The following is a 21,448-nucleotide window of genomic DNA, read 5'->3' on the forward strand; positions in this document are numbered from 1 at the left end:
CCTCCTTATTTGTAGAAGAATAAAATTATTTTTCTTTTACCATAACAAGGTGAGCAACTTTGTTGATCATTCCGCGAATAGCAGGATTATCTTGATGCTCAACTGTTTGGTGCATTTTTCGTAAGCCAAGAGCTTTAACTGTTTCGCGTTGGTCACCAGGACGACCAATCACGCTGCGAGTGAGGGTAATTTCTAGTTTATTCGCCATTTGATTTCCCTCCTTATCCTAACAGTTCTTCTACTGATTTACCACGTAATTTCGCTACGTCCTCAGCACGTTTTAGTTGTGTTAAACCGTTCAAAGTTGCGCGAACCATGTTAATTGGTGTGTTTGTACCTAAAGATTTAGATAGGATGTCACCAACACCAGCTAATTCTAAAACGGCACGAACTGGTCCACCAGCGATAACTCCAGTACCTTCATATGCAGGTTTTAAAAGAACTTCACCAGCACCAAAGTACCCAATTACTTGGTGAGGAATAGTTGTTCCAACCATTGGTACTTGGATTAAGTTTTTCTTCGCATCTTCAATCGCTTTACGAATTGCTTCTGGTACTTCTTGTGCTTTACCAGTACCAAAGCCGACATGTCCGTTTTTGTCACCTACTACTACTAGAGCAGAGAAGCGAAAACGACGTCCACCTTTAACAACCTTCGCTACACGATTAACCGTAACTACGCGTTCTTCAAGTTCAAGTTTGTTTGGATCAATACGACGCATCTTTTTGTGTCCCTCCTTTGACTATTAAAATTCTAACCCGTTTTCGCGTGCTGCATCAGCTAATGCTTGAACGCGGCCATGATAAAGGTATCCTCCACGGTCGAAAACGACTGCTTTAACACCCTTTTCTACTGCACGTTTTGCAACTAATTCTCCGACCTTAACTGCTGCATCAACGTTGCCTGTAGAATCTAGACTAACTTCTTTATCTAATGTAGAAGCACTTGCTAAAGTCACTCCATTTACATCGTCAACTAATTGAGCATAAATATGCTTATTAGAGCGGAACACATTTAAACGAGGACGAGCTTCAGTTCCAGAAAGCTTTGCACGGACACGGCCATGTCTTTTCTTACGAACTGCATTTTTGTCAGCCTTCGTAATCATTTCAGTCACTCCTTTCGTTTACCTATGCGGCATTACTTACCAGTTTTACCTTCTTTACGACGCACATATTCGCCTTCATAACGGATACCTTTCCCTTTGTAAGGCTCAGGAGGACGAACATCACGAATGTTAGCAGCTAATGCACCAACACGTTCTTTGTTGATACCTTTAACGATAACTTTTGTATTAGATGGTACTTCAACTTCGACACCTTCTTCAGGCTCGATTTCAACAGGATGAGAGTAACCAACGTTTAATACAAGCTTTTTACCTTGTTTTTGAGCACGGTAACCGACCCCGATTAACTCAAGACCTTTTTCGAAACCTTTAGATACACCTTCAACCATATTAGCCAATAACGCACGAGTTGTACCGTGGTTTGTGCGGTGCTCTTTTGATTCAGATGGACGAGAAATGTTAATAACATTATCCTCCACTTGAATGATCATATCAGGATTAAATGAACGTGTAAGTTCACCTTTAGGTCCTTTTACAGTAACTGTGTTCTTATCCATAGTGATTGTAACACCAGTTGGAATTTCAATTGGTTTTTTACCTATACGAGACATTTATTGCACCTCCATTCATTAAGAAACTCTTTTACCAAACGTATGCTAAAACTTCTCCGCCAACTTGTTTAGCACGAGCTTCTTTATCTGTAAGAACTCCTTGAGAAGTAGAAACTAGTGCGATCCCAAGGCCGTTAAGTACACGTGGCACTTCGTCAGCTTTTGCGTACACACGAAGACCAGGTTTGCTAATACGTTTTAGACCAGTGATAACGCGCTCGTTGTTTGCACCGTATTTCAAGAAAATGCGGATAATACCTTGCTTGTTGTCTTCGATAAACTCAACATCACGTACGAAACCTTCACGTTTAAGGATGTCAGCAACCTCTTTTTTGATATTAGAAGCAGGAACTTCTAATTTTTCGTGACGTACCATATTCGCATTACGGATGCGAGTAAGCAAATCTGCAATTGGATCTGTCATGACCATTGTTTTTACCTCCTTCCCACACTTGGGGTTTACCAGCTAGCTTTTTTCACACCAGGAATTTGACCTTTATATGCTAATTCACGGAAACAAATACGGCAAAGCTTAAATTTACGGTATACAGAATGTGGACGTCCACAACGCTCGCAGCGTGTATATTCTTGTACCTTGTATTTAGGCGTGCGTTTTTGTTTCGCAATCATTGACTTTTTAGCCACGTTTTCGCCTCCCTCTATTTAGCGATTACTTTTGGAATGGCATTCCAAATTGAGTTAAAAGTTCACGAGCTTCTTCATCAGTATTAGCTGTAGTTACGATAACGATATCCATACCACGAACTTTACTTACTTTATCGTAATCGATCTCAGGGAAGATTAACTGCTCTTTTACACCTAGAGTATAGTTCCCACGTCCGTCGAAAGATTTCTTGGAAATACCGCGGAAGTCACGAACACGTGGAAGAGATACAGATACTAACTTATCGAAGAACTCATACATGCGCTCTCCACGTAATGTAACTTTTGCACCGATAGGCATACCTTCACGAAGACGGAAACCAGCGATAGAATTTTTCGCACGAGTTACTACTGGTTTTTGACCAGAAAGTAATGCTAATTCTTCTACTGCATTGTCTAGTGCTTTTGTATTTTGAACAGCATCACCAACACCCATGTTGATAACGATTTTATCAATTTTAGGCACTTGCATAACTGATGTATAGTTAAACTTGCTCATAAGAGCAGGAGTAATTTCTTTTGAGAATTTTTCTTTTAGGCGGTTCACTTATTGTACCTCCCTTCTTCTTTGGACTATTTATCTAGAACTTCACCGGATTTTTTTGCTACACGTACTTTTTTGCCATCAACCGTTTTGTAGCCAACACGTGTTGGATTACCAGACTTAGGGTCGACAGGCATAACGTTTGATACATGAATCGGAGCCTCTTGGCTAATGATTCCGCCTTGCGGATTCACTTGGGAAGGCTTTGAATGTTTCTTTACAATGTTCACACCTTCAACTAGTACACGACTTTGTTTAGGGAACGAAGCAAGAATAACACCCGTTTTGCCTTTATCCTTACCAGAGATGACCATAACTTTGTCACCTTTTTTTACATGCATCTGTAAGCACCTCCTTAAAGGCAATTAGATTGAATTTGAATTATAGAACTTCTGGTGCTAAAGAAATAATTTTCATGAAGTTGCTGTCACGTAGTTCACGAGCAACTGGTCCAAAGATACGAGTACCACGAGGACCCTTGTCATCACGAATAATTACACATGCATTTTCATCGAAACGAATGTAAGTACCATCATTACGACGTACACCACTTTTCGTACGAACAACTACTGCTTTAACAATATCACCTTTTTTAACAACGCCACCTGGTGTTGCTTGTTTCACTGTACAAACGATGATATCACCGATATTAGCGTACTTGCGGCCAGTGCCTCCAAGAACTTTAATTGTAAGTACTTCACGAGCACCAGAGTTGTCAGCAACTTTTAAACGTGATTCTTGTTGAATCATGTGTGTAACCTCCCTTCGGAATCAAACTTTTTCCGAACCATTAGATAATTACTGCTTTTTCTACTACTTCTACAAGACGGAAGCGTTTTGTCGCAGAAAGCGGACGAGTTTCCATAATACGGACAACATCCCCAGTTTTCGCTATGTTTTGCTCATCATGAGCCTTGAATTTTTTAGAGTACTTAACGCGTTTACCATATAAAGGGTGCTTTTTATGTGTTTCAACAAGGACAGTAACAGTCTTATCCATTTTGTCGGAAACTACACGCCCAGTGTAAACTTTGCGTTGGTTGCGTTCACTCATTGTGCGAACCTCCTCTCACTATCACTTAGTAATGCCGATTTCTCTTTCACGAATAACAGTTTTCATACGGGCGATCGATTTACGTACTTCACGTATGCGAGCTGTATTTTCAAGTTGTCCAGTCGCCAATTGAAAGCGAAGATTGAATAACTCTTCTTTTAATGATTTGACTTTTTGTTCGATTTCAGCAGTGGTAAGGTCACGAATATCATTAGCTTTCATTTGATTCACCACCAATTTCTTCTCGTTTTACAAACTTACACTTAATAGGAAGTTTGTGTGCTGCAAGGCGTAAAGCTTCACGAGCGATTTCCTCAGATACACCTGCAATTTCAAACATTACTTTCCCAGGCTTTACAACTGCTACCCATCCTTCTGGAGCACCTTTACCGGAACCCATTCGGACCTCTAGAGGCTTTGCAGTGTAAGGCTTATGCGGGAATATATTAATCCAAACTTTACCGCCACGTTTCATGTAACGGGTCATTGCAATACGGGCAGATTCGATCTGACGGTTTGTGATCCATGAAGCTTCAGTAGCTTGTAGACCGAACTCACCGAAGTTAACTTCTGTTCCGCCTTTTGATTGACCGCGCATTTTCCCACGGAAAACACGGCGATATTTAACGCGTTTAGGCACTAACATATTATTTGCCTCCTTCCCCAGTTTTCTTCTTCGTAGGAAGGACCTCTCCACGATAGATCCATACTTTTACGCCAAGTTTACCGTAAGTTGTATCAGCTTCAGCTGTAGCATAATCGATATCAGCACGAAGAGTATGAAGTGGAACTGTTCCTTCGCTGTATGATTCCGAACGAGCGATGTCAGCACCGCCTAAGCGACCAGATACCATTGTTTTGATACCTTTAGCACCAGCGCGCATTGCACGTTGAATCGTTTGTTTTTGAGCACGACGGAAAGACACACGGCCTTCTAATTGACGAGCAATGTTTTCCGCTACTAACTTCGCATCGATGTCAGCTCTTTTGATTTCAAGAATATTGATGTGAACACGTTTACCAGTTAATGAGTTAAGTGATTTACGAAGTGCTTCAACTTCAGTACCACCCTTACCGATAACCATACCTGGTTTGGCAGTGTGAATAGTGACGTTTAGACGATTAGCTGCACGTTCGATTTCAACTTTAGAAACAGAAGCATCTTTTAAACGCTTTGCAATATACTCACGAACTTTAAGGTCTTCGTGTAAAAGATCAGCATAGTCTTTGCCCGCGTACCATTTAGATTCCCAATCACGGATGATTCCGATACGCAAACCGACTGGATTTACTTTTTGACCCACTGATTATCCCTCCTTCTTTTCTGATAAAACGATAGTGATATGACTAGTACGCTTGTTAATTTGGCTTGCACGGCCCATTGCGCGAGGACGGAAACGTTTCAATGTCGGTCCTTCGTCAACAAATGCTTGAGCTACTACTAAATTGTTTACGTCCATTTCGTAGTTATGCTCTGCGTTTGCTAATGCAGATTTCAAAACTTTCTCTACGATTGGAGAAGCAGCTTTTGGTGTTAAGTTTAAAATGGCTACTGCTTCACCCACTTGCTTACCTCGAATTAAATCTACGACTAAACGAGCTTTACGAGGAGCAATACGAACTGTTCTTGCAACAGCTTTAGCTTGCATATGAATGCCCTCCTCTCATTAACGTCTTGTTTTCTTATCATCATTGCCATGGCCTTTGTATGCACGTGTTGGAGCGAATTCTCCAAGCTTGTGGCCTACCATGTCTTCAGTGACATATACAGGTACGTGTTTACGACCATCATAAACAGCAACTGTGTGTCCGATGAATTGCGGGAAGATCGTAGAACGGCGAGACCAAGTTTTGATCACTTGTTTACCATCTGTTTCATTTAGCTTTTCGATCTTTGTCATTAAATGTTCATCAACAAAAGGTCCTTTTTTTAAGCTGCGACCCATGATTGAACCTCCCTTCGTGATTGTTCTACGGTTCGATTGGGGAACCGTAGGGCAATCCCGTTATTTTTTACGACGACGTACAATGAATTTATCCGACTTGTTTGTCTTTTTGCGTGTTTTGAATCCAAGAGTTGGTTTGCCCCAAGGAGTCATTGGAGACTTACGTCCAATTGGTGAACGGCCTTCCCCACCACCGTGCGGGTGATCGTTAGGGTTCATTACAGATCCACGAACTGCTGGGCGCTTACCTAACCAACGAGAACGTCCTGCTTTACCAATTTTGATTAGTTCATGTTGTTCATTACCAACTTGACCGATAGTAGCGCGGCAAGTAGCAAGAATCATACGAACCTCTCCGGAGTTTAGACGAACTAGTACGTATTTGCCTTCTTTACCAAGGACTTGTGCAGATGTTCCTGCAGAACGTACTAATTGACCGCCTTTTTCTGGCTTTAGTTCGATATTATGGACAACTGTACCTACTGGAATATTTACCAATGGCAATGCGTTACCCACTTTAATATCTGCTTCTGGTCCAGACATTACTTCCATGCCCACTTCAAGGTTCTTTGGAGCTAGAATATAACGCTTTTCACCGTCTACATAGTTGATTAAGGCAATTCTTGCTGAACGGTTTGGATCATATTCGATCGTAGCAACGCGTCCTGGAATGCCATCTTTGTTACGTTTAAAATCAATAATACGATACTGGCGTTTATGACCGCCGGCTTGATGACGAACAGTTATTTTACCTTGGTTGTTGCGGCCTGCTTTTTTCTTCAATGGTGCTAACAGTGACTTTTCCGGTCTATCAGTAGTGATTTCCTCGAAAGTGGAGACTGTCATTCCGCGACGACCATTAGAGGTAGGTTTATACTTTTTAATCGCCATTTCTTTTCCCTCCTCTTCTTAAATATTAAGCTTCAAAGAATTCAATTTCTTTGCTATCAGCAGTTAATTTCACAATTGCTTTACGACGTTTATTTGTGTATCCGCCGAATTTACCCATACGTTTGAATTTACCTTTGTAGTTCATGACATTAACTTTCTCAACTTTAACACCGAAGATTGTTTCGACAGCATCTTTAACTTGAGTTTTATTAGCTCTAACGTCAACTTCAAACGTATATTTTTTGTCAGCCATAAAATCAGTAGAACGTTCAGTAATCACGGGGCGCTTAATGATATCGCGTGCATCCATTATGCAAGCACCTCCTCTACTTTTTCGACCGCTGCTTTCGTCATGATTAATTTATCATGATTTAAAACATCCAGAACATTGATTCCAGAAGCAGAAACAACAGTTACACCAGGAATATTACGAGCAGATAATGCTACGTTTTCATCTAGGTCAGCTGTTACAATTAGTGCTTTTGAATCAACAGAAAGGCCTTTTAAGACACCTTTAAAGTCTTTTGTTTTTGGAGTTTCGAAAGCAAGGCTTTCTAATACTAAGATATTTTCTTCTAGTGCTTTAGAAGATAACGCTGATTTAATAGCTAAACGACGTACCTTTTTAGGCATTTTATAGCTGTAGCTGCGAGGTACCGGACCAAACACTGTACCGCCTCCACGCCATTGTGGGGAACGGATAGAACCTTGACGAGCACGGCCAGTTCCTTTTTGACGCCACGGTTTACGTCCGCCGCCTGCTACTTCAGAACGAATTTTTGTTTTATGAGTTCCTTGACGTAAAGAAGCTCTTTGCATAACAACTGCTTCGAATAACACATGGTTGTTAGGCTCAATCCCAAAGACAGTATCATTCAGTTCGATTTCACCAACTTTAGATCCACTTTGGTTAAACAACGCTACTTTCGGCATTCTAATTTCCTCCTTTCTGACTTAATACTATGCTTTAATCGCACTTTTGATTTTTAGTAATGCTTTTTTAGGACCAGGTACGTTCCCTTTAATTAGAAGTAAGTTGCGTTCAACGTCAACTTTTACAATTTCAAGGTTTTGAACCGTAACTTGCTCTCCGCCCATACGTCCAGGTAATAATTTACCTTTAAATACACGGTTTGGAGCGACAGGACCCATTGAACCAGGGCGACGGTGGTAACGTGAACCGTGTGTCATTGGTCCGCGTGATTGTCCGTGGCGCTTGATTGCACCTTGGAAACCTTTCCCTTTTGAAACTCCTGTTACATCCACAGTTTCGCCCGCTGCGAACATATCAACTTTGACTTCTTGACCAACTTCATATTCTCCTAAATTAGCACCGCGCAATTCGCGTACGAAGCGCTTAGGAGCAGTGTTAGCTTTTGCAACATGTCCTTTTTCAGGTTTGTTAGACAGCTTTTCACGTTTGTCTTCGAATCCAATTTGGATTGCTTCATAGCCATCAGTTTCAACTGATTTCTTCTGAAGAACTACGTTAGCAGCAGCCTCAACTACTGTTACCGGAATTAATTCTCCGTTTTCAGCAAACACTTGAGTCATACCAATCTTTCTTCCTAAGATTCCTTTGGTCATTTCAGTCACACCTCCTAGATTAGTTTAGTAAAATTTATTTCATTAAAGTTTAATTTCGATATCTACACCAGATGGTAAATCCAGACGCATTAGAGAATCAACCGTTTGTGGTGTTGGGTTAATGATGTCGATTAGACGTTTGTGTGTACGCATTTCGAACTGCTCACGAGAATCTTTGTACTTATGAACGGCACGTAGAATTGTGTACACAGACTTTTCAGTCGGCAATGGAATCGGGCCTGAAACAGCCGCTCCAGAACGTTTTGCAGTCTCAACAATCTTTTCAGCAGATTGATCAAGAATTCTGTGATCATATGCTTTCAAACGAATACGAATTTTTTGTTTTGCCATTACTTTCCCTCCTTTTCGCCTATTTTCAAATAGACATTCTCAGTGAAAATTTCCCACACACTCGCCATGGCAAAGCGGCCGGGTGTGTCAGCAACCTTTCACATCATCGCAGTCAAAGACCAACATTGTCTATTATAAAGAAATCACAATCAAAATGCAACATCTTTCTTCTAATTTCTTTATGTTTGTAACCACTCGTATTATTATAGCGACTTCATTAGCAATATTCAAGTATCACTTTGTATATCCAGATATTTCACTTCATTTACATGAAATACAATCCCTAATATACAACATTCATTTTATTGATTTATAGGGATAGTATTCTAATAGAAGATACTAGCTCTTATCGTATAAGTAAAACAATTTATCAAACCATCCTTGAAAATAAAAAGGCCCAAGTGGATCGTCATCCACTTGGGCCTTTTTATATAAATAATTAATTACTCAGTGATTGTAGCAACAACGCCAGCGCCTACAGTACGTCCACCCTCACGGATTGAGAATTTTGTACCTTCTTCGATAGCGATTGGAGCGATAAGCTCAACAGTCATTTCAATGTTATCTCCAGGCATAACCATTTCTACGCCTTCAGGAAGATTACAAATACCAGTTACATCAGTTGTACGGAAGTAGAACTGTGGGCGGTAGTTTGTGAAGAATGGAGTATGACGTCCACCCTCTTCTTTAGATAACACGTAAACTTCAGCTTTGAACTTCGTGTGTTGTGTAATTGATTTTGGTTTTGCTAAAACTTGTCCACGTTGGATATCATCTCTTGAAACCCCACGAAGAAGAGCACCAATGTTGTCTCCAGCTTCAGCGTAATCTAGTAATTTACGGAACATTTCAACACCAGTTACAGTTGTTGATTTTGGCTCTTCAGTCATACCGATGATGTCAATAACGTCACCGACTTTAACTTGTCCACGCTCAACACGTCCTGTTGCAACTGTTCCACGTCCAGTGATTGAGAATACATCCTCAACTGGCATCATGAATGGTTTGTCTGTGTCACGAGTTGGGTTTGGAACGTACTCGTCAACAGCAGCCATAAGCTCAAGAACTTTTTCTTCCCATTCAGGTTCGCCTTCAAGAGCTTTAAGAGCAGAACCTTTAACAACTGGAATGTCATCGCCAGGGAATTCATATTCTGATAATAGATCACGAATTTCCATTTCTACTAATTCAAGTAGCTCTTCATCGTCTACCATGTCACATTTGTTCATAAATACAACAAGGAAAGGTACACCTACTTGACGAGAAAGAAGGATGTGCTCACGTGTTTGTGGCATTGGGCCATCAGCAGCAGAAACTACTAGGATTCCGCCGTCCATTTGTGCAGCACCAGTGATCATATTTTTAACGTAGTCAGCATGTCCTGGGCAGTCAACGTGTGCATAGTGACGGTTTGCAGTTTCATACTCTACGTGAGAAGTTGAGATTGTGATTCCACGCTCTTTTTCTTCAGGAGCCGCGTCAATTTGGTCATATCCGCGTGCTTCTCCGCCACCAGCTTTTGCAAGAACAGTAGTGATAGCAGCTGTTAAAGTTGTTTTACCATGGTCAACGTGTCCAATTGTACCAATGTTAACATGGGGTTTTGTACGGTCGAATTTAGCTTTTGCCATTAGGAAAATCCTCCTTTAAATTATAAAAATTAAGTATTTTTTAATTGCTGCAGGAAGGAGACCTCCCTGCAGCTTCATTGCCTACATTAGTAGTTATACTGTATTCATAAGGTGAAATCAATTATTCACCTTTATTTTTTTTGATAATTTCTTCTGAAATTGATTTTGGCACTTCTTCGTAGTGATCGAAAACCATTGAGAATACTCCACGACCTTGTGTGCTAGAACGCAGGGAAGTAGCATATCCAAACATTTCAGAAAGTGGAACTGTCGCACGGACAACTTGAGCGTTACCGCGAGCTTCCATTCCTTCTACACGACCACGACGGGAAGTGATGTTACCCATAATATCGCCTAAGTATTCTTCAGGCATAATTACTTCTACCTTCATAACTGGCTCTAGAATTACTGGGCTACATTTTGATGCAGCGTTTTTAAGCGCCATAGAAGCAGCGATTTTGAACGCCATTTCAGATGAGTCAACATCATGGTAAGATCCATCGAACAATCTAGCTTTAATATCAACTAACGGATAACCAGCAAGAACTCCTCTATCAAGAGCATCTTCTAAACCAGCTTGTACAGCAGGAATGTATTCACGAGGAACTACCCCACCGACGATTCCGTTTTCGAATTCAAAACCTTTTCCTTCTTCGTTTGGAGAGAACTCAATCCAAACGTGTCCGAATTGTCCGCGTCCACCTGATTGACGTGCGAATTTACCTTCAACTGATGCTGAACCACGGAAAGTTTCACGATATGCAACTTGAGGTGCACCAACGTTTGCTTCCACTTTAAATTCACGACGCATACGGTCAACTAAAATATCTAAGTGAAGTTCACCCATACCAGCAATGATAACTTGACCTGTTTCTTGGTCAGTATGTGCACGGAATGTAGGATCTTCTTCTTGTAGTTTTTGTAGAGCTGTAGACAGCTTATCTTGGTCAGCTTTTGATTTAGGCTCAATAGATAACTGGATAACTGGTTCTGGGAACTCCATAGATTCTAGGATAACGAGCTCTTTCTCGTCACATAGTGTATCTCCAGTTGTCGTATCTTTAAGACCTACCGCTGCTGCGATATCTCCTGCGTGTACAATTGAAATCTCTTCACGGGAGTTAGCATGCATTTGTAGGATACGTCCTACACGTTCACGCTTTCCTTTAGTTGAGTTTTTTACATAAGAACCGGAGTTCAATGTACCAGAGTATACACGGAAGAATGTTAGCTTACCTACGAAAGGATCCGTCATTACTTTAAATGCAAGTGCAGAGAATGGCGCGTCGTCACTTGAAGGACGAGTTGTTTCTTCTTCAGTATCTGGGTTGACACCTTTGATCGCAGGTACGTCAGTCGGAGCTGGAAGGTACGCGATCGCTGCATCAAGCATCTTTTGGACACCTTTGTTTTTGAAAGCAGTTCCACACATTACTGGATAAAATTCAACGCTTAAAGTACCTTTACGAATAGCTGCTTTTAGCTCTTCTTTAGTGATTTCTTCACCACCAAGATACTTTTCCATTAAATCTTCATCAAATTCTGATACTGCTTCAATTAATTTTTCACGGTATTCTTCGGCTTGAGCTTTATATTCTTCTGGGATTTCTCCCTCTACCATATCTGTTCCAAGGTCATTGTTATAAATCGTAGCATTCATTTCAACTAAATCGATGATGCCTTTGAATTGATCCTCAGCACCGATCGGTAATTGAATTGCAGCTGCATTCGCTTGTAAACGGTCATGAAGCGTTTTGATAGAATATAAGAAATCCGCACCGATTTTATCCATTTTGTTAACAAAAACAATACGAGGTACGCCGTAAGTTGTTGCTTGGCGCCAAACTGTTTCTGTTTGTGGTTCAACACCTGATTGAGCATCAAGCACTGTAACAGCACCATCAAGTACACGAAGTGAACGTTCAACTTCTACCGTAAAGTCTACGTGTCCTGGTGTATCGATGATATTAACGCGGTGACCTTTCCATTGTGCAGTCGTTGCTGCAGATGTAATTGTGATTCCGCGTTCTTGTTCTTGCTCCATCCAGTCCATCTGAGCTCCACCTTCGTGTGTTTCACCGATTTTGTGGATTTTCCCAGTGTAGTAAAGGATACGCTCAGTTGTTGTTGTTTTACCAGCATCGATGTGAGCCATGATACCGATATTACGAGTATTTTCTAAGGAGAACTCTCTTGCCATTGGGTCTTTCTCCTTCCTAGTATGAGTGTTATTTTATTTAGAATGTGAATCCTACCAGCGATAGTGAGCAAACGCTTTGTTCGCTTCCGCCATTTTATGTGTATCTTCACGCTTCTTAACAGATGCGCCAGAGTTGTTAGCAGCATCTAGAATTTCATGTGCTAAACGTTCTTCCATCGTTTTCTCTCCACGAAGACGAGAATAGTTTACTAACCAGCGAAGACCAAGAGTTGTACGGCGATCAGGACGCACCTCAACTGGTACTTGATAGTTAGCTCCACCAACACGGCGTGCTCTTACTTCAAGTACAGGCATGATGTTTTTAAGCGCTTGATCGAATACTTCCATTGGCTCTTTGCCAGTACGCTCACTAATGATATCAAATGCAGAGTATAGAATAGCTTGTGATTTACCTCTTTTACCGTCAGTCATCATTTTATTGATTAACTTACTGACAAGCTTTGAATTGTAAATCGGATCCGGCAATACGTCTCTTTTTGCTACAGGACCTTTACGTGGCATATTGTTTCCTCCTTTCGGAAATTCTTTTCTTTTATTGTTTAATTATTATTTTTTAGGAGCTTTTGGTCTCTTCGCTCCGTATTTAGAACGAGATTGCATACGGTTGTTAACACCAGCAGTATCTAATGCTCCACGAACGATGTGGTAACGTACCCCCGGTAAGTCTTTTACACGACCGCCGCGGATTAATACAACGCTATGCTCTTGCAGGTTGTGGCCGATACCAGGAATATAAGCATTGACCTCGATCCCATTAGATAAACGAACACGTGCATATTTACGTAATGCTGAGTTCGGTTTTTTCGGAGTCATAGTACCAACACGAGTACATACACCGCGCTTTTGTGGTGATGAAACATTAGTTTGTGCCTTTTTGAAGCTGTTATAACCTTTGTTAAGCGCAGGTGAGTTCGACTTCTCCTTAAGAGATTTACGAGGCTTGCGCACTAATTGGTTAATTGTAGGCATGTGATTGTCCTCCCTTCATATTTGTTAAGCCCACACATCCAGGTGGTTCATTTTGATGCAAAAAACAAAGTCTTTGCAGATCGATTCTACAAAAACAGTTTTTAAATAGTAATTGCAACAGCTGCTGCACCTACTTCTATGCCGCATACTTTTCCAAGTTTTTTCATTGAATCAACATATACGACCGGAACGTTTACTTCAGCTGCTGTATCCGCCACTTTCGCTATCACCTTTTGGTCAGCGTCCCTAGCGATTACAACTTCTTTTATTGTTCCTAGTTTCAGAGCCTTCACTGTTTGCTTCGTTCCTATTATAAAACCTTTTGCCTGTAATACTTTTTCATAAGACATGAATAACTTCCTCCAAAGTATCCAGCGAATAGGAGCACCTTTGCTATATTAACATCTTCTTTTTTCGATGTCAACAAGCAATGCAATTATTTTATGTTTATTTTTTAAAAACGAGGTGCTTACTTGGCTTATCGACAAGCAAGCACCTCAGAATGGAAATTATTCTACTGTCACTGTATCTAAAGTTGCCTCTTCATTTGTGAAAGGCTCGGCTCTTCGATAACGTTGCATTCCTGTTCCAGCAGGAACAAGTTTACCGATAATGACATTTTCCTTTAATCCTAATAACTCATCACGTTTTCCTTTAATAGCTGCATCCGTAAGAACTCTTGTTGTTTCTTGGAAAGATGCTGCAGATAAGAAGGAATCTGTTTCCAGTGAAGCTTTCGTGATCCCCAGCAATACAGGGCGACCCGTTGCAGGTAATTTACCAGCAAGGAGAGCTTTTTCGTTCGCATCTGTAAATTGATGGATATCAAGCAGCGTGCCTGGAAGCACATCTGTTTCAGCCGCATCAATTACACGTACTTTACGAAGCATTTGACGAACCATAACTTCGATATGCTTGTCGCCGATTTCTACCCCTTGCATGCGGTAGACTTTTTGTACTTCGCGCAATAAGTATTCTTGAACGGCAGTAACGTCTTTTACTTTGATTAATTCTTTTGGATCAATCGATCCCTCTGTTAATACCTCACCACGATCTACATGATCGTTCACAGCTACCTTAAGACGGGCTGTGTATGGCGCAGTATAAGTGCGGGTTTCCACTTCGCCTTGGACAACAATTTCATGCTGACGGTCGCGACCTTCGTTAATCCCGACAACTACACCCTCTATTTCAGTTATGACTGCCTGACCTTTCGGGTTACGAGCTTCAAACAGTTCTTGGATACGCGGCAAACCTTGTGTAATATCGTCCCCAGCAACTCCACCTGTATGGAATGTACGCATTGTTAACTGCGTACCTGGTTCACCGATTGACTGGGCTGCGATAATACCAACTGCCTCGCCTACCTCTACTTCCTGTCCAGTTGCAAGGTTTCGACCGTAACATTTTTTACACACGCCATGGCGAGTGTTACAAGTAAATGCCGAACGAATCCACACTTCTTCAATTTTTGCTTCAATAACCTTTTCGGCTAGATCTTCTGTAAATAAGCCGTTTTCAGGCACAATTACTTCTTTTGTTTCCGGATGCTTGACTGCTCTTCTAGCATAGCGGCCGATCAGACGCTCTTCTAGGGTTTCAATCACCTCAGTACCATCCTTCAACGAACCAATTAGAAGGCCACGGTCTGTTCCACAATCATCTTCACGAACAATTACATCTTGGGCAACGTCTACTAAACGTCGAGTTAAATAACCAGAGTCAGCTGTTTTCAAGGCTGTATCAGCAAGTCCTTTACGGGCACCGTGAGTGGATATAAAGTACTCCAACACGGTTAAACCTTCACGGAAGCTAGATTTAATCGGCAACTCAATAATCCGTCCTGCCGGGTTAGCCATGAGTCCGCGCATACCTGCTAACTGCGTAAAGTTAGATGCGTTACCACGGGCACCTGAATCACTCATCATAAAGATTGGGTTATATATATCAAGAGATTTCATCAGCTTCTCTTGAATAATGTCTTTTGCAGCACTCCAAATTGTGATAACACGATCATAGCGCTCATCTTCAGTAATAAGACCACGTCTAAATTGCTTTAAGACATTATCAACCTTGGATTGAGCGTCTTGAATGATTTGTTCTTTTTCGCCTAATACAACAATGTCAGCAACCCCAACTGTAATACCGGCTTTAGTAGAGTATTTGAATCCAAGGTCTTTCATGCGGTCAAGCATTTTTGATGTTTCAGTAATTTTGTAACGTTTAAATACTTCCGCAATAATATTACCAAGGATTTTCTTCTTAAATGGATCCACTAACGGCATTTCTTGAATAACAGGTAGCACTTCTGTACCCTTCTCAATAAAATACTGCTCCGGTGTTTCCTCTTCAAGATTCCGTCTCGTAGGTTCATTTATATATGGGAACGACGCAGGTAAAATCTCATTAAATATTAGCTTACCTACCGTTGTTATTAAAAGCTTTTGATTTTGTTCAGCAGTAAACGCCTGGTTGTTTAAAGATCCGGCATGAATAGCAACTCGCGTATGCAAATGCACATAGCCGTTTTGATAAGCTAGTATCGCTTCATTCGTATCTTTAAATACCATCCCTTCGCCAACAGCGCCCTCTTTTTCCAATGTTAAGTAGTAGTTTCCTAATACCATGTCTTGGGAAGGAGTAACAACTGGCTTTCCATCTTTCGGGTTCAAGATATTTTGAGCAGCAAGCATCAATAGTCGCGCTTCTGCTTGCGCTTCAGATGATAAAGGTACATGGACCGCCATTTGGTCTCCATCAAAGTCAGCGTTGTATGCTGTACAAACAAGCGGATGGAGTCGAATCGCACGGCCTTCTACTAATGTTGGTTCAAACGCCTGGATGCCAAGTCTATGCAAAGTAGGGGCACGGTTCAGAAGAACTGGATGCTCCTTAATGACATTTTCTAAAACGTCCCAAACCTCTGGCTGAACTCTTTCAATTTTACGTTTAGCCGATTTAATGTTGTGTGCCAATCCTTTTTCAACTAATTCTTTCATTACGAATGGTTTAAATAGCTCTAACGCCATTTCTTTAGGAAGCCCACACTGATACATTTTTAAATTCGGTCCTACGACAATAACTGAACGGCCTGAGTAGTCAACACGCTTTCCAAGCAAGTTTTGGCGGAAACGGCCTTGCTTACCTTTAAGCATGTGGGACAGTGATTTTAATGGGCGATTTCCAGGTCCTGTAACAGGACGTCCGCGACGGCCATTATCAATTAACGCATCTACCGCTTCTTGGAGCATGCGTTTTTCATTTTGAACAATGATGCTTGGCGCACCAAGATCTAATAATCGTTTCAAACGGTTGTTCCGGTTAATAACACGGCGATATAGATCATTGAGATCTGATGTTGCGAACCGTCCGCCATCCAGTTGAACCATTGGTCTAAGCTCCGGAGGAATAACAGGAAGGACATCAAGAATCATCCAAGAAGGTTCATTACCAGATCCCCGGAATGCTTCCAATACTTCCAAACGCTTAATTGCCCGCGTTCTTCGTTGTCCTTGTGCTGTTCTTAATTCTTCTTTTAGTCCTTCGACATCTTTATTAAGATCGATATCAGAAAGAAGCTTTTTAATGGATTCCGCACCCATTGAAGCCTGGAACTTGTTTCCGTATTTCTCACGATATGCACGGAATTCCTTTTCAGAAAGAAGCTGTTTCTTTTCTAAGGCTGTATCACCAGGGTCCGTTACCACGTAGGAAGCGAAATATATGACTTCCTCTAGTGCACGCGGTGACATGTCAAGAACAAGCCCCATACGGCTTGGAATCCCTTTGAAATACCAAATATGCGAAACTGGAGCAGCAAGCTCGATATGACCCATTCTTTCCCGGCGGACCTTTGCGCGTGTAACCTCTACGCCGCATCGATCACAGACTACACCTTTATATCGTACGCGTTTGTATTTTCCACAATGACATTCCCAGTCCTTTGTAGGTCCAAAAATACGTTCACAGAACAATCCATCTTTTTCTGGTTTTAATGTACGATAGTTAATCGTTTCTGGTTTTTTTACCTCACCATGTGACCATGAACGAATTTTATCTGGTGAAGCAAGACCGATTTTCATATACTCAAAATTGTTTACATCCAGCAAGGGGCCTACCTCCCTTTTGATCTCCGGGCTTTACCCTTATTGCTCCTATAAAGCAGCATCGGTGCCGTATTCGTTCACCGTTCTCTGCTGGTAATATCAGACGGAGAACGATGAACAGAGGACGGCATATCCTCATTGTCTATTTAAAACTACTCTTTCGTAACAACCTGCTCTAACTCAGCGTTTCGCGGTTCTGGAGCAATCGTCAAAGACTCAGCTTGCTGAATTTCTTCGTCATCCTCCGTGTCACGCATTTCTATTTCTTTTTCGTCACCAGATAGAATTTTAACGTCCATACCTAAGCTCTGAAGTTCTTTAATTAATACTTTAAATGATTCAGGTACGCCTGGTTCCGGAACGTTTTCTCCTTTAACGATTGATTCATACGTTTTCACACGTCCGACAACATCATCAGATTTAACGGTTAATATTTCTTGAAGCGTGTATGCAGCACCGTAAGCTTCAAGTGCCCATACCTCCATCTCACCAAAACGCTGACCACCAAATTGAGCTTTACCGCCCAATGGCTGCTGGGTAACAAGTGAGTATGGTCCTGTAGAACGAGCATGAAGTTTGTCATCAACCATATGTGCAAGTTTAATCATATACATGACTCCAACCGATACACGGTTGTCAAATGGTTCTCCTGAACGTCCATCATAAAGGACCGTTTTTGCATCACGTGCCATACCGGCTTCTTCAATTGTTGCCCATACATCTTCCTCACTCGCACCATCGAATACAGGAGAAGCCACATGGATCCCAAGAGCTCTAGCTGCCATTCCAAGGTGAAGCTCAAGCACCTGTCCAATATTCATCCTAGACGGAACCCCTAGTGGGTTTAACATGATGTCAACCGGTGTGCCATCTGGTAAATAAGGCATATCTTCTTCAGGTAAGATACGGGAGATAACCCCTTTGTTACCATGTCGTCCCGCCATTTTATCCCCTTCAGAGATTTTACGCTTCTGGACAATATATACACGTACAAGCTGATTTACCCCCGGTGGAAGCTCGTCGCCATCTTCTCTATTGAAGACTTTGACGTCCAGAACGATTCCGCCGCCGCCATGTGGTACACGGAGGGATGTATCGCGGACTTCACGAGCCTTTTCACCAAAGATTGCATGCAGGAGTCTTTCTTCAGCAGTTAATTCCGTTACCCCTTTTGGTGTAACTTTCCCTACTAAAAGATCTCCGTCTTTCACTTCTGCTCCTGTACGAATGATTCCGCGCTCATCTAGATTACGAAGAGCATCCTCACCCACATTTGGAATATCACGGGTAATCTCTTCAGGTCCTAGCTTTGTATCACGTGATTCAGATTCGTATTCTTCGATATGAATTGAAGTATAGACATCATCTTTTACGAGGCGTTCACTCATAATGATCGCATCTTCGTAGTTATAGCCATCCCATGTCATAAAGGCTACAAGAACATTGCGGCCTAGTGCTAATTCTCCGAGTTCCATCGATGGTCCATCAGCAAGAATTTCGCCCTTTGTAACACGGTTGCCAACTGCCACGATCGGACGCTGATTATAGCATGTTCCTTGGTTAGAACGGATAAACTTCAGCATTCTATATTTATCAAGATCGCCTTTTACTTCTTGTCCATCAACATCTTTAATCCGACGTACCCATACCTCACGTGCTTCCACGTGCTCAACGATCCCCTCATGCTTACAAATAACTGCAGCACCAGAGTCTTTACCAGATACGTATTCCATACCAGTTCCAACACGAGGAGCTTCCGGCTGCATTAACGGCACAGCCTGACGTTGCATGTTTGCTCCCATTAGCGCACGGTTGGAGTCATCATTTTCTAAGAAGGGAATACATGCTGTTGCAGCAGACACAACTTGCTTAGGAGAGACATCCATATAGTCTACTCTGTCCCTTATTACAACTGTATTTTCTCCCTTGAAACGTGCAACTACTTCTTCTTCAAGGAATGAACCATCATCACCAAGTAGTGCATTTGCCTGAGCTACAACATAGTTATCCTCTTCATCAGCTGTTAAATAATCAATTCGATCGGTTACTTTCCCGGTTTCAGGATCAACACGGCGATAAGGCGTTTCAATAAAGCCAAATCGATTCACCTTAGCGAATGAAGATAACGAGTTGATTAATCCAATGTTTGGTCCCTCTGGCGTCTCAATCGGACACATCCGTCCATAGTGGGAATAGTGAACGTCACGCACTTCAAATCCAGCACGTTCACGTGTTAATCCACCAGGTCCGAGTGCAGATAAACGGCGTTTATGCGTTAATTCTGCAAGCGGGTTCGTTTGATCCATGAATTGAGATAACTGAGAGCTTCCAAAGAACTCTTTAATGGATGCGATCACAGGACGAATATTAATCAGCTGCTGCGGAGTAATCGTGTTTGTATCCTGAATAGACATTCTCTCACGAACAACACGTTCCATTCTTGAAAGACCAATGCGGAATTGATTCTGCAAAAGTTCGCCAACAGAACGTAAACGTCTGTTTCCAAGATGGTCAATATCATCCGTATCCCCTACATCATGCAACAAATTAAAGAAGTAGCTGATCGATGCAATGATATCTGATGGGGAAATGTTTTTCACTGCCTCTTCTACATAGGCATTCCCTATTACATTGATGGCTTTTTCACCATCTTCATTCGGAGCATAGATTTTTATCGATTGGAGCAGAACGTCATCATCTACCACTCCACCAACAAGGCTAACCGTTTTAAACCCGATATCCTTTTCTAAATTAGGAATGATCCGATCCAATGTACGGCGGTCAAGAGTGACTCCTTTTTCAGCGATAATCTCGCCAGTTTCAGGATCGACAAGTGTCTCAGCCAAGCGCTGCCCAAATAATCTATTTTTTATATGAAGCTTTTTATTTATTTTGTATCTTCCAACATTCGCCAAGTCATAGCGTTTAGGATCGAAAAAGCGTGAAACTAGCAAGCTTTTCGCATTTTCTACTGTTGGCGGTTCACCAGGACGAAGGCGCTCATAGATTTCTAACAGGGCCTTGTCTGTGCCTTCAGTATTGTCTTTTTCAAGTGTATTCCTAATGTATTCATTGTCTCCAATCAAATCAATGATCTCTTGATCAGATCCGAACCCAAGTGCACGCAAAAGAACCGTAACGGGCAGTTTCCGAGTACGATCTATTCTCACATATACGACATCTTTGGCATCTGTTTCATACTCAAGCCAAGCGCCGCGGTTCGGGATTACGGTTGCAGTGTAGCCTTTTTTCCCGTTTTTATCTAGTTTTCCACTAAAGTATACGCTTGGTGAACGGACTAACTGCGATACAATTACACGCTCCGCTCCATTAATAACAAACGTACCTGTTTCTGTCATAAGCGGGAAGTCACCCATAAAGACATCCTGGTCTTTAACTTCGCCTGTTTCTTTGTTTACAAGACGCACTTTCACACGTAAAGGTGCAGAATATGTAACATCTCGCTCTTTCGATTCCTCAACGGAATATTTTGGTTCGCCAAGGCTGTAATCAATAAATTCAAGCGACAGATTACCAGTAAAGTCTTCAATCGGAGAAATGTCCTGGAACATTTCACGTAAACCCTCATCAAGAAACCATTGATAAGAAGAGGTTTGGATTTCGATTAGATTTGGTAATTCTAAAACTTCACTGATTCGTGCGTAACTTCTACGTTGGCGGTGTCGTCCATACTGAACTAGTTGACCTGTCAACTGATTCACCCCTCAAATCAAGCGTAATTATTGCATTTATTACTATCTTATAAAAAAGCGCTAAAGCTAAACAGTTATCTAACTTGAGTAACTT

The 21,448-nt window shown here is 41.6% G+C and carries 27 protein-coding genes; all 27 read right to left on the bottom strand.

What is annotated here, in order from left to right; all coding sequences use genetic code 11:
• Positions 1-25: 25 nt before the first annotated feature.
• Entirely contained in the window at positions 26-208 is a 183-nt protein-coding gene (gene rpmD / locus BGM26_RS14840) for a 50S ribosomal protein L30 (protein ID WP_217040523.1), read from the bottom strand.
• A 13-nt stretch (positions 209-221) separates the two neighbouring features.
• Positions 222-722: a 30S ribosomal protein S5 gene (rpsE, locus tag BGM26_RS14845; RefSeq protein ID WP_217040524.1), complete on the bottom strand. Its 501-nt coding sequence runs from the start codon at positions 720-722 to the stop codon at positions 222-224.
• A gap of 24 nt (positions 723-746) precedes the next feature.
• Positions 747-1,109: a 50S ribosomal protein L18 gene (gene rplR / locus BGM26_RS14850; protein ID WP_217040525.1), complete on the bottom strand. Its 363-nt coding sequence runs from the start codon at positions 1,107-1,109 to the stop codon at positions 747-749.
• Positions 1,110-1,141: 32 nt separating this feature from the next.
• The gene (rplF, locus tag BGM26_RS14855; RefSeq protein WP_217040526.1) at positions 1,142-1,678 is read right to left on the bottom strand and encodes a 50S ribosomal protein L6; all 537 of its coding nucleotides are present in this window, start codon (positions 1,676-1,678) and stop codon (positions 1,142-1,144) included.
• Positions 1,679-1,709: 31 nt separating this feature from the next.
• On the bottom strand, positions 1,710-2,108 hold the full coding sequence (gene rpsH, locus BGM26_RS14860) for a 30S ribosomal protein S8 (RefSeq protein ID WP_217040527.1): 399 nt from the start codon (positions 2,106-2,108) through the stop codon (positions 1,710-1,712).
• Between the two features lie 29 nt (positions 2,109-2,137).
• Positions 2,138-2,323 carry a 30S ribosomal protein S14 gene (gene rpsN, locus BGM26_RS14865; protein WP_009499044.1) on the bottom strand — a complete coding sequence of 62 codons (186 nt, stop codon included), beginning with the start codon at positions 2,321-2,323 and terminating at the stop codon, positions 2,138-2,140.
• A 25-nt stretch (positions 2,324-2,348) separates the two neighbouring features.
• A complete protein-coding gene (gene rplE, locus BGM26_RS14870) occupies positions 2,349-2,888 on the bottom strand; it encodes a 50S ribosomal protein L5 (protein WP_217040528.1) in 540 nt (179 codons plus the stop codon).
• A gap of 26 nt (positions 2,889-2,914) precedes the next feature.
• Positions 2,915-3,226: a 50S ribosomal protein L24 gene (gene rplX, locus BGM26_RS14875; RefSeq protein ID WP_217040529.1), complete on the bottom strand. Its 312-nt coding sequence runs from the start codon at positions 3,224-3,226 to the stop codon at positions 2,915-2,917.
• A 40-nt stretch (positions 3,227-3,266) separates the two neighbouring features.
• A complete protein-coding gene (gene rplN / locus BGM26_RS14880; RefSeq protein ID WP_217040530.1) occupies positions 3,267-3,635 on the bottom strand; it encodes a 50S ribosomal protein L14 in 369 nt (122 codons plus the stop codon).
• A 40-nt stretch (positions 3,636-3,675) separates the two neighbouring features.
• Complete coding sequence (gene rpsQ / locus BGM26_RS14885; RefSeq protein WP_217040531.1) at positions 3,676-3,939, bottom strand: 30S ribosomal protein S17; 264 nt, start codon at positions 3,937-3,939, stop codon at positions 3,676-3,678.
• A 21-nt stretch (positions 3,940-3,960) separates the two neighbouring features.
• Positions 3,961-4,161, bottom strand: a complete 201-nt coding sequence (rpmC, locus tag BGM26_RS14890) for a 50S ribosomal protein L29 (RefSeq protein ID WP_217040532.1) — start codon at positions 4,159-4,161, stop codon at positions 3,961-3,963.
• Positions 4,151-4,585, bottom strand: a complete 435-nt coding sequence (rplP, locus tag BGM26_RS14895; protein ID WP_217040533.1) for a 50S ribosomal protein L16 — start codon at positions 4,583-4,585, stop codon at positions 4,151-4,153. Before rplP ends, rpmC begins: the two co-directional genes overlap by 11 nt.
• A gap of 1 nt (position 4,586) precedes the next feature.
• Complete coding sequence (rpsC, locus tag BGM26_RS14900; protein WP_217040534.1) at positions 4,587-5,243, bottom strand: 30S ribosomal protein S3; 657 nt, start codon at positions 5,241-5,243, stop codon at positions 4,587-4,589.
• Positions 5,244-5,246: 3 nt separating this feature from the next.
• On the bottom strand, positions 5,247-5,588 hold the full coding sequence (gene rplV, locus BGM26_RS14905; protein ID WP_009336582.1) for a 50S ribosomal protein L22: 342 nt from the start codon (positions 5,586-5,588) through the stop codon (positions 5,247-5,249).
• 18 nt (positions 5,589-5,606) lie between these two features.
• Positions 5,607-5,885 (bottom strand): 30S ribosomal protein S19, encoded by a 279-nt coding sequence (gene rpsS / locus BGM26_RS14910; RefSeq protein ID WP_217040535.1) that lies wholly within the window; start codon positions 5,883-5,885, stop codon positions 5,607-5,609.
• Positions 5,886-5,945: 60 nt separating this feature from the next.
• Positions 5,946-6,776, bottom strand: coding sequence for a 50S ribosomal protein L2 (gene rplB, locus BGM26_RS14915; RefSeq protein ID WP_217040536.1), 831 nt, complete (start codon positions 6,774-6,776; stop codon positions 5,946-5,948).
• A gap of 25 nt (positions 6,777-6,801) precedes the next feature.
• The gene (rplW, locus tag BGM26_RS14920) at positions 6,802-7,089 is read right to left on the bottom strand and encodes a 50S ribosomal protein L23 (RefSeq protein WP_217040791.1); all 288 of its coding nucleotides are present in this window, start codon (positions 7,087-7,089) and stop codon (positions 6,802-6,804) included.
• On the bottom strand, positions 7,086-7,709 hold the full coding sequence (gene rplD / locus BGM26_RS14925) for a 50S ribosomal protein L4 (protein WP_217040537.1): 624 nt from the start codon (positions 7,707-7,709) through the stop codon (positions 7,086-7,088). The genes rplW and rplD overlap by 4 nt, the downstream gene beginning before the upstream one ends.
• A 27-nt stretch (positions 7,710-7,736) precedes the next feature.
• Positions 7,737-8,363 carry a 50S ribosomal protein L3 gene (gene rplC, locus BGM26_RS14930; RefSeq protein ID WP_217040538.1) on the bottom strand — a complete coding sequence of 209 codons (627 nt, stop codon included), beginning with the start codon at positions 8,361-8,363 and terminating at the stop codon, positions 7,737-7,739.
• A 42-nt stretch (positions 8,364-8,405) separates the two neighbouring features.
• Entirely contained in the window at positions 8,406-8,714 is a 309-nt protein-coding gene (gene rpsJ / locus BGM26_RS14935; protein WP_003348621.1) for a 30S ribosomal protein S10, read from the bottom strand.
• A gap of 443 nt (positions 8,715-9,157) precedes the next feature.
• Positions 9,158-10,345: an elongation factor Tu gene (gene tuf, locus BGM26_RS14940; RefSeq protein WP_217040539.1), complete on the bottom strand. Its 1,188-nt coding sequence runs from the start codon at positions 10,343-10,345 to the stop codon at positions 9,158-9,160.
• 121 nt (positions 10,346-10,466) lie between these two features.
• On the bottom strand, positions 10,467-12,545 hold the full coding sequence (fusA, locus tag BGM26_RS14945) for an elongation factor G (protein WP_217040540.1): 2,079 nt from the start codon (positions 12,543-12,545) through the stop codon (positions 10,467-10,469).
• Between the two features lie 51 nt (positions 12,546-12,596).
• Positions 12,597-13,067 carry a 30S ribosomal protein S7 gene (gene rpsG, locus BGM26_RS14950; protein WP_217040541.1) on the bottom strand — a complete coding sequence of 157 codons (471 nt, stop codon included), beginning with the start codon at positions 13,065-13,067 and terminating at the stop codon, positions 12,597-12,599.
• A gap of 45 nt (positions 13,068-13,112) precedes the next feature.
• Positions 13,113-13,535: a 30S ribosomal protein S12 gene (gene rpsL, locus BGM26_RS14955; protein WP_217040542.1), complete on the bottom strand. Its 423-nt coding sequence runs from the start codon at positions 13,533-13,535 to the stop codon at positions 13,113-13,115.
• Positions 13,536-13,636: 101 nt separating this feature from the next.
• Positions 13,637-13,885, bottom strand: a complete 249-nt coding sequence (locus BGM26_RS14960; RefSeq protein WP_217040543.1) for a 50S ribosomal protein L7ae-like protein — start codon at positions 13,883-13,885, stop codon at positions 13,637-13,639.
• A 159-nt stretch (positions 13,886-14,044) separates the two neighbouring features.
• Positions 14,045-17,644 carry a DNA-directed RNA polymerase subunit beta' gene (rpoC, locus tag BGM26_RS14965; protein WP_217040544.1) on the bottom strand — a complete coding sequence of 1,200 codons (3,600 nt, stop codon included), beginning with the start codon at positions 17,642-17,644 and terminating at the stop codon, positions 14,045-14,047.
• 149 nt (positions 17,645-17,793) lie between these two features.
• Positions 17,794-21,354: a DNA-directed RNA polymerase subunit beta gene (gene rpoB / locus BGM26_RS14970; RefSeq protein ID WP_217040545.1), complete on the bottom strand. Its 3,561-nt coding sequence runs from the start codon at positions 21,352-21,354 to the stop codon at positions 17,794-17,796.
• Positions 21,355-21,448: the final 94 nt, after the last annotated feature.

The sequence above is a fragment of the Bacillus sp. FJAT-29790 genome (assembly GCF_019039215.1).
Taxonomy (GTDB): domain Bacteria; phylum Bacillota; class Bacilli; order Bacillales; family Cytobacillaceae; genus Cytobacillus.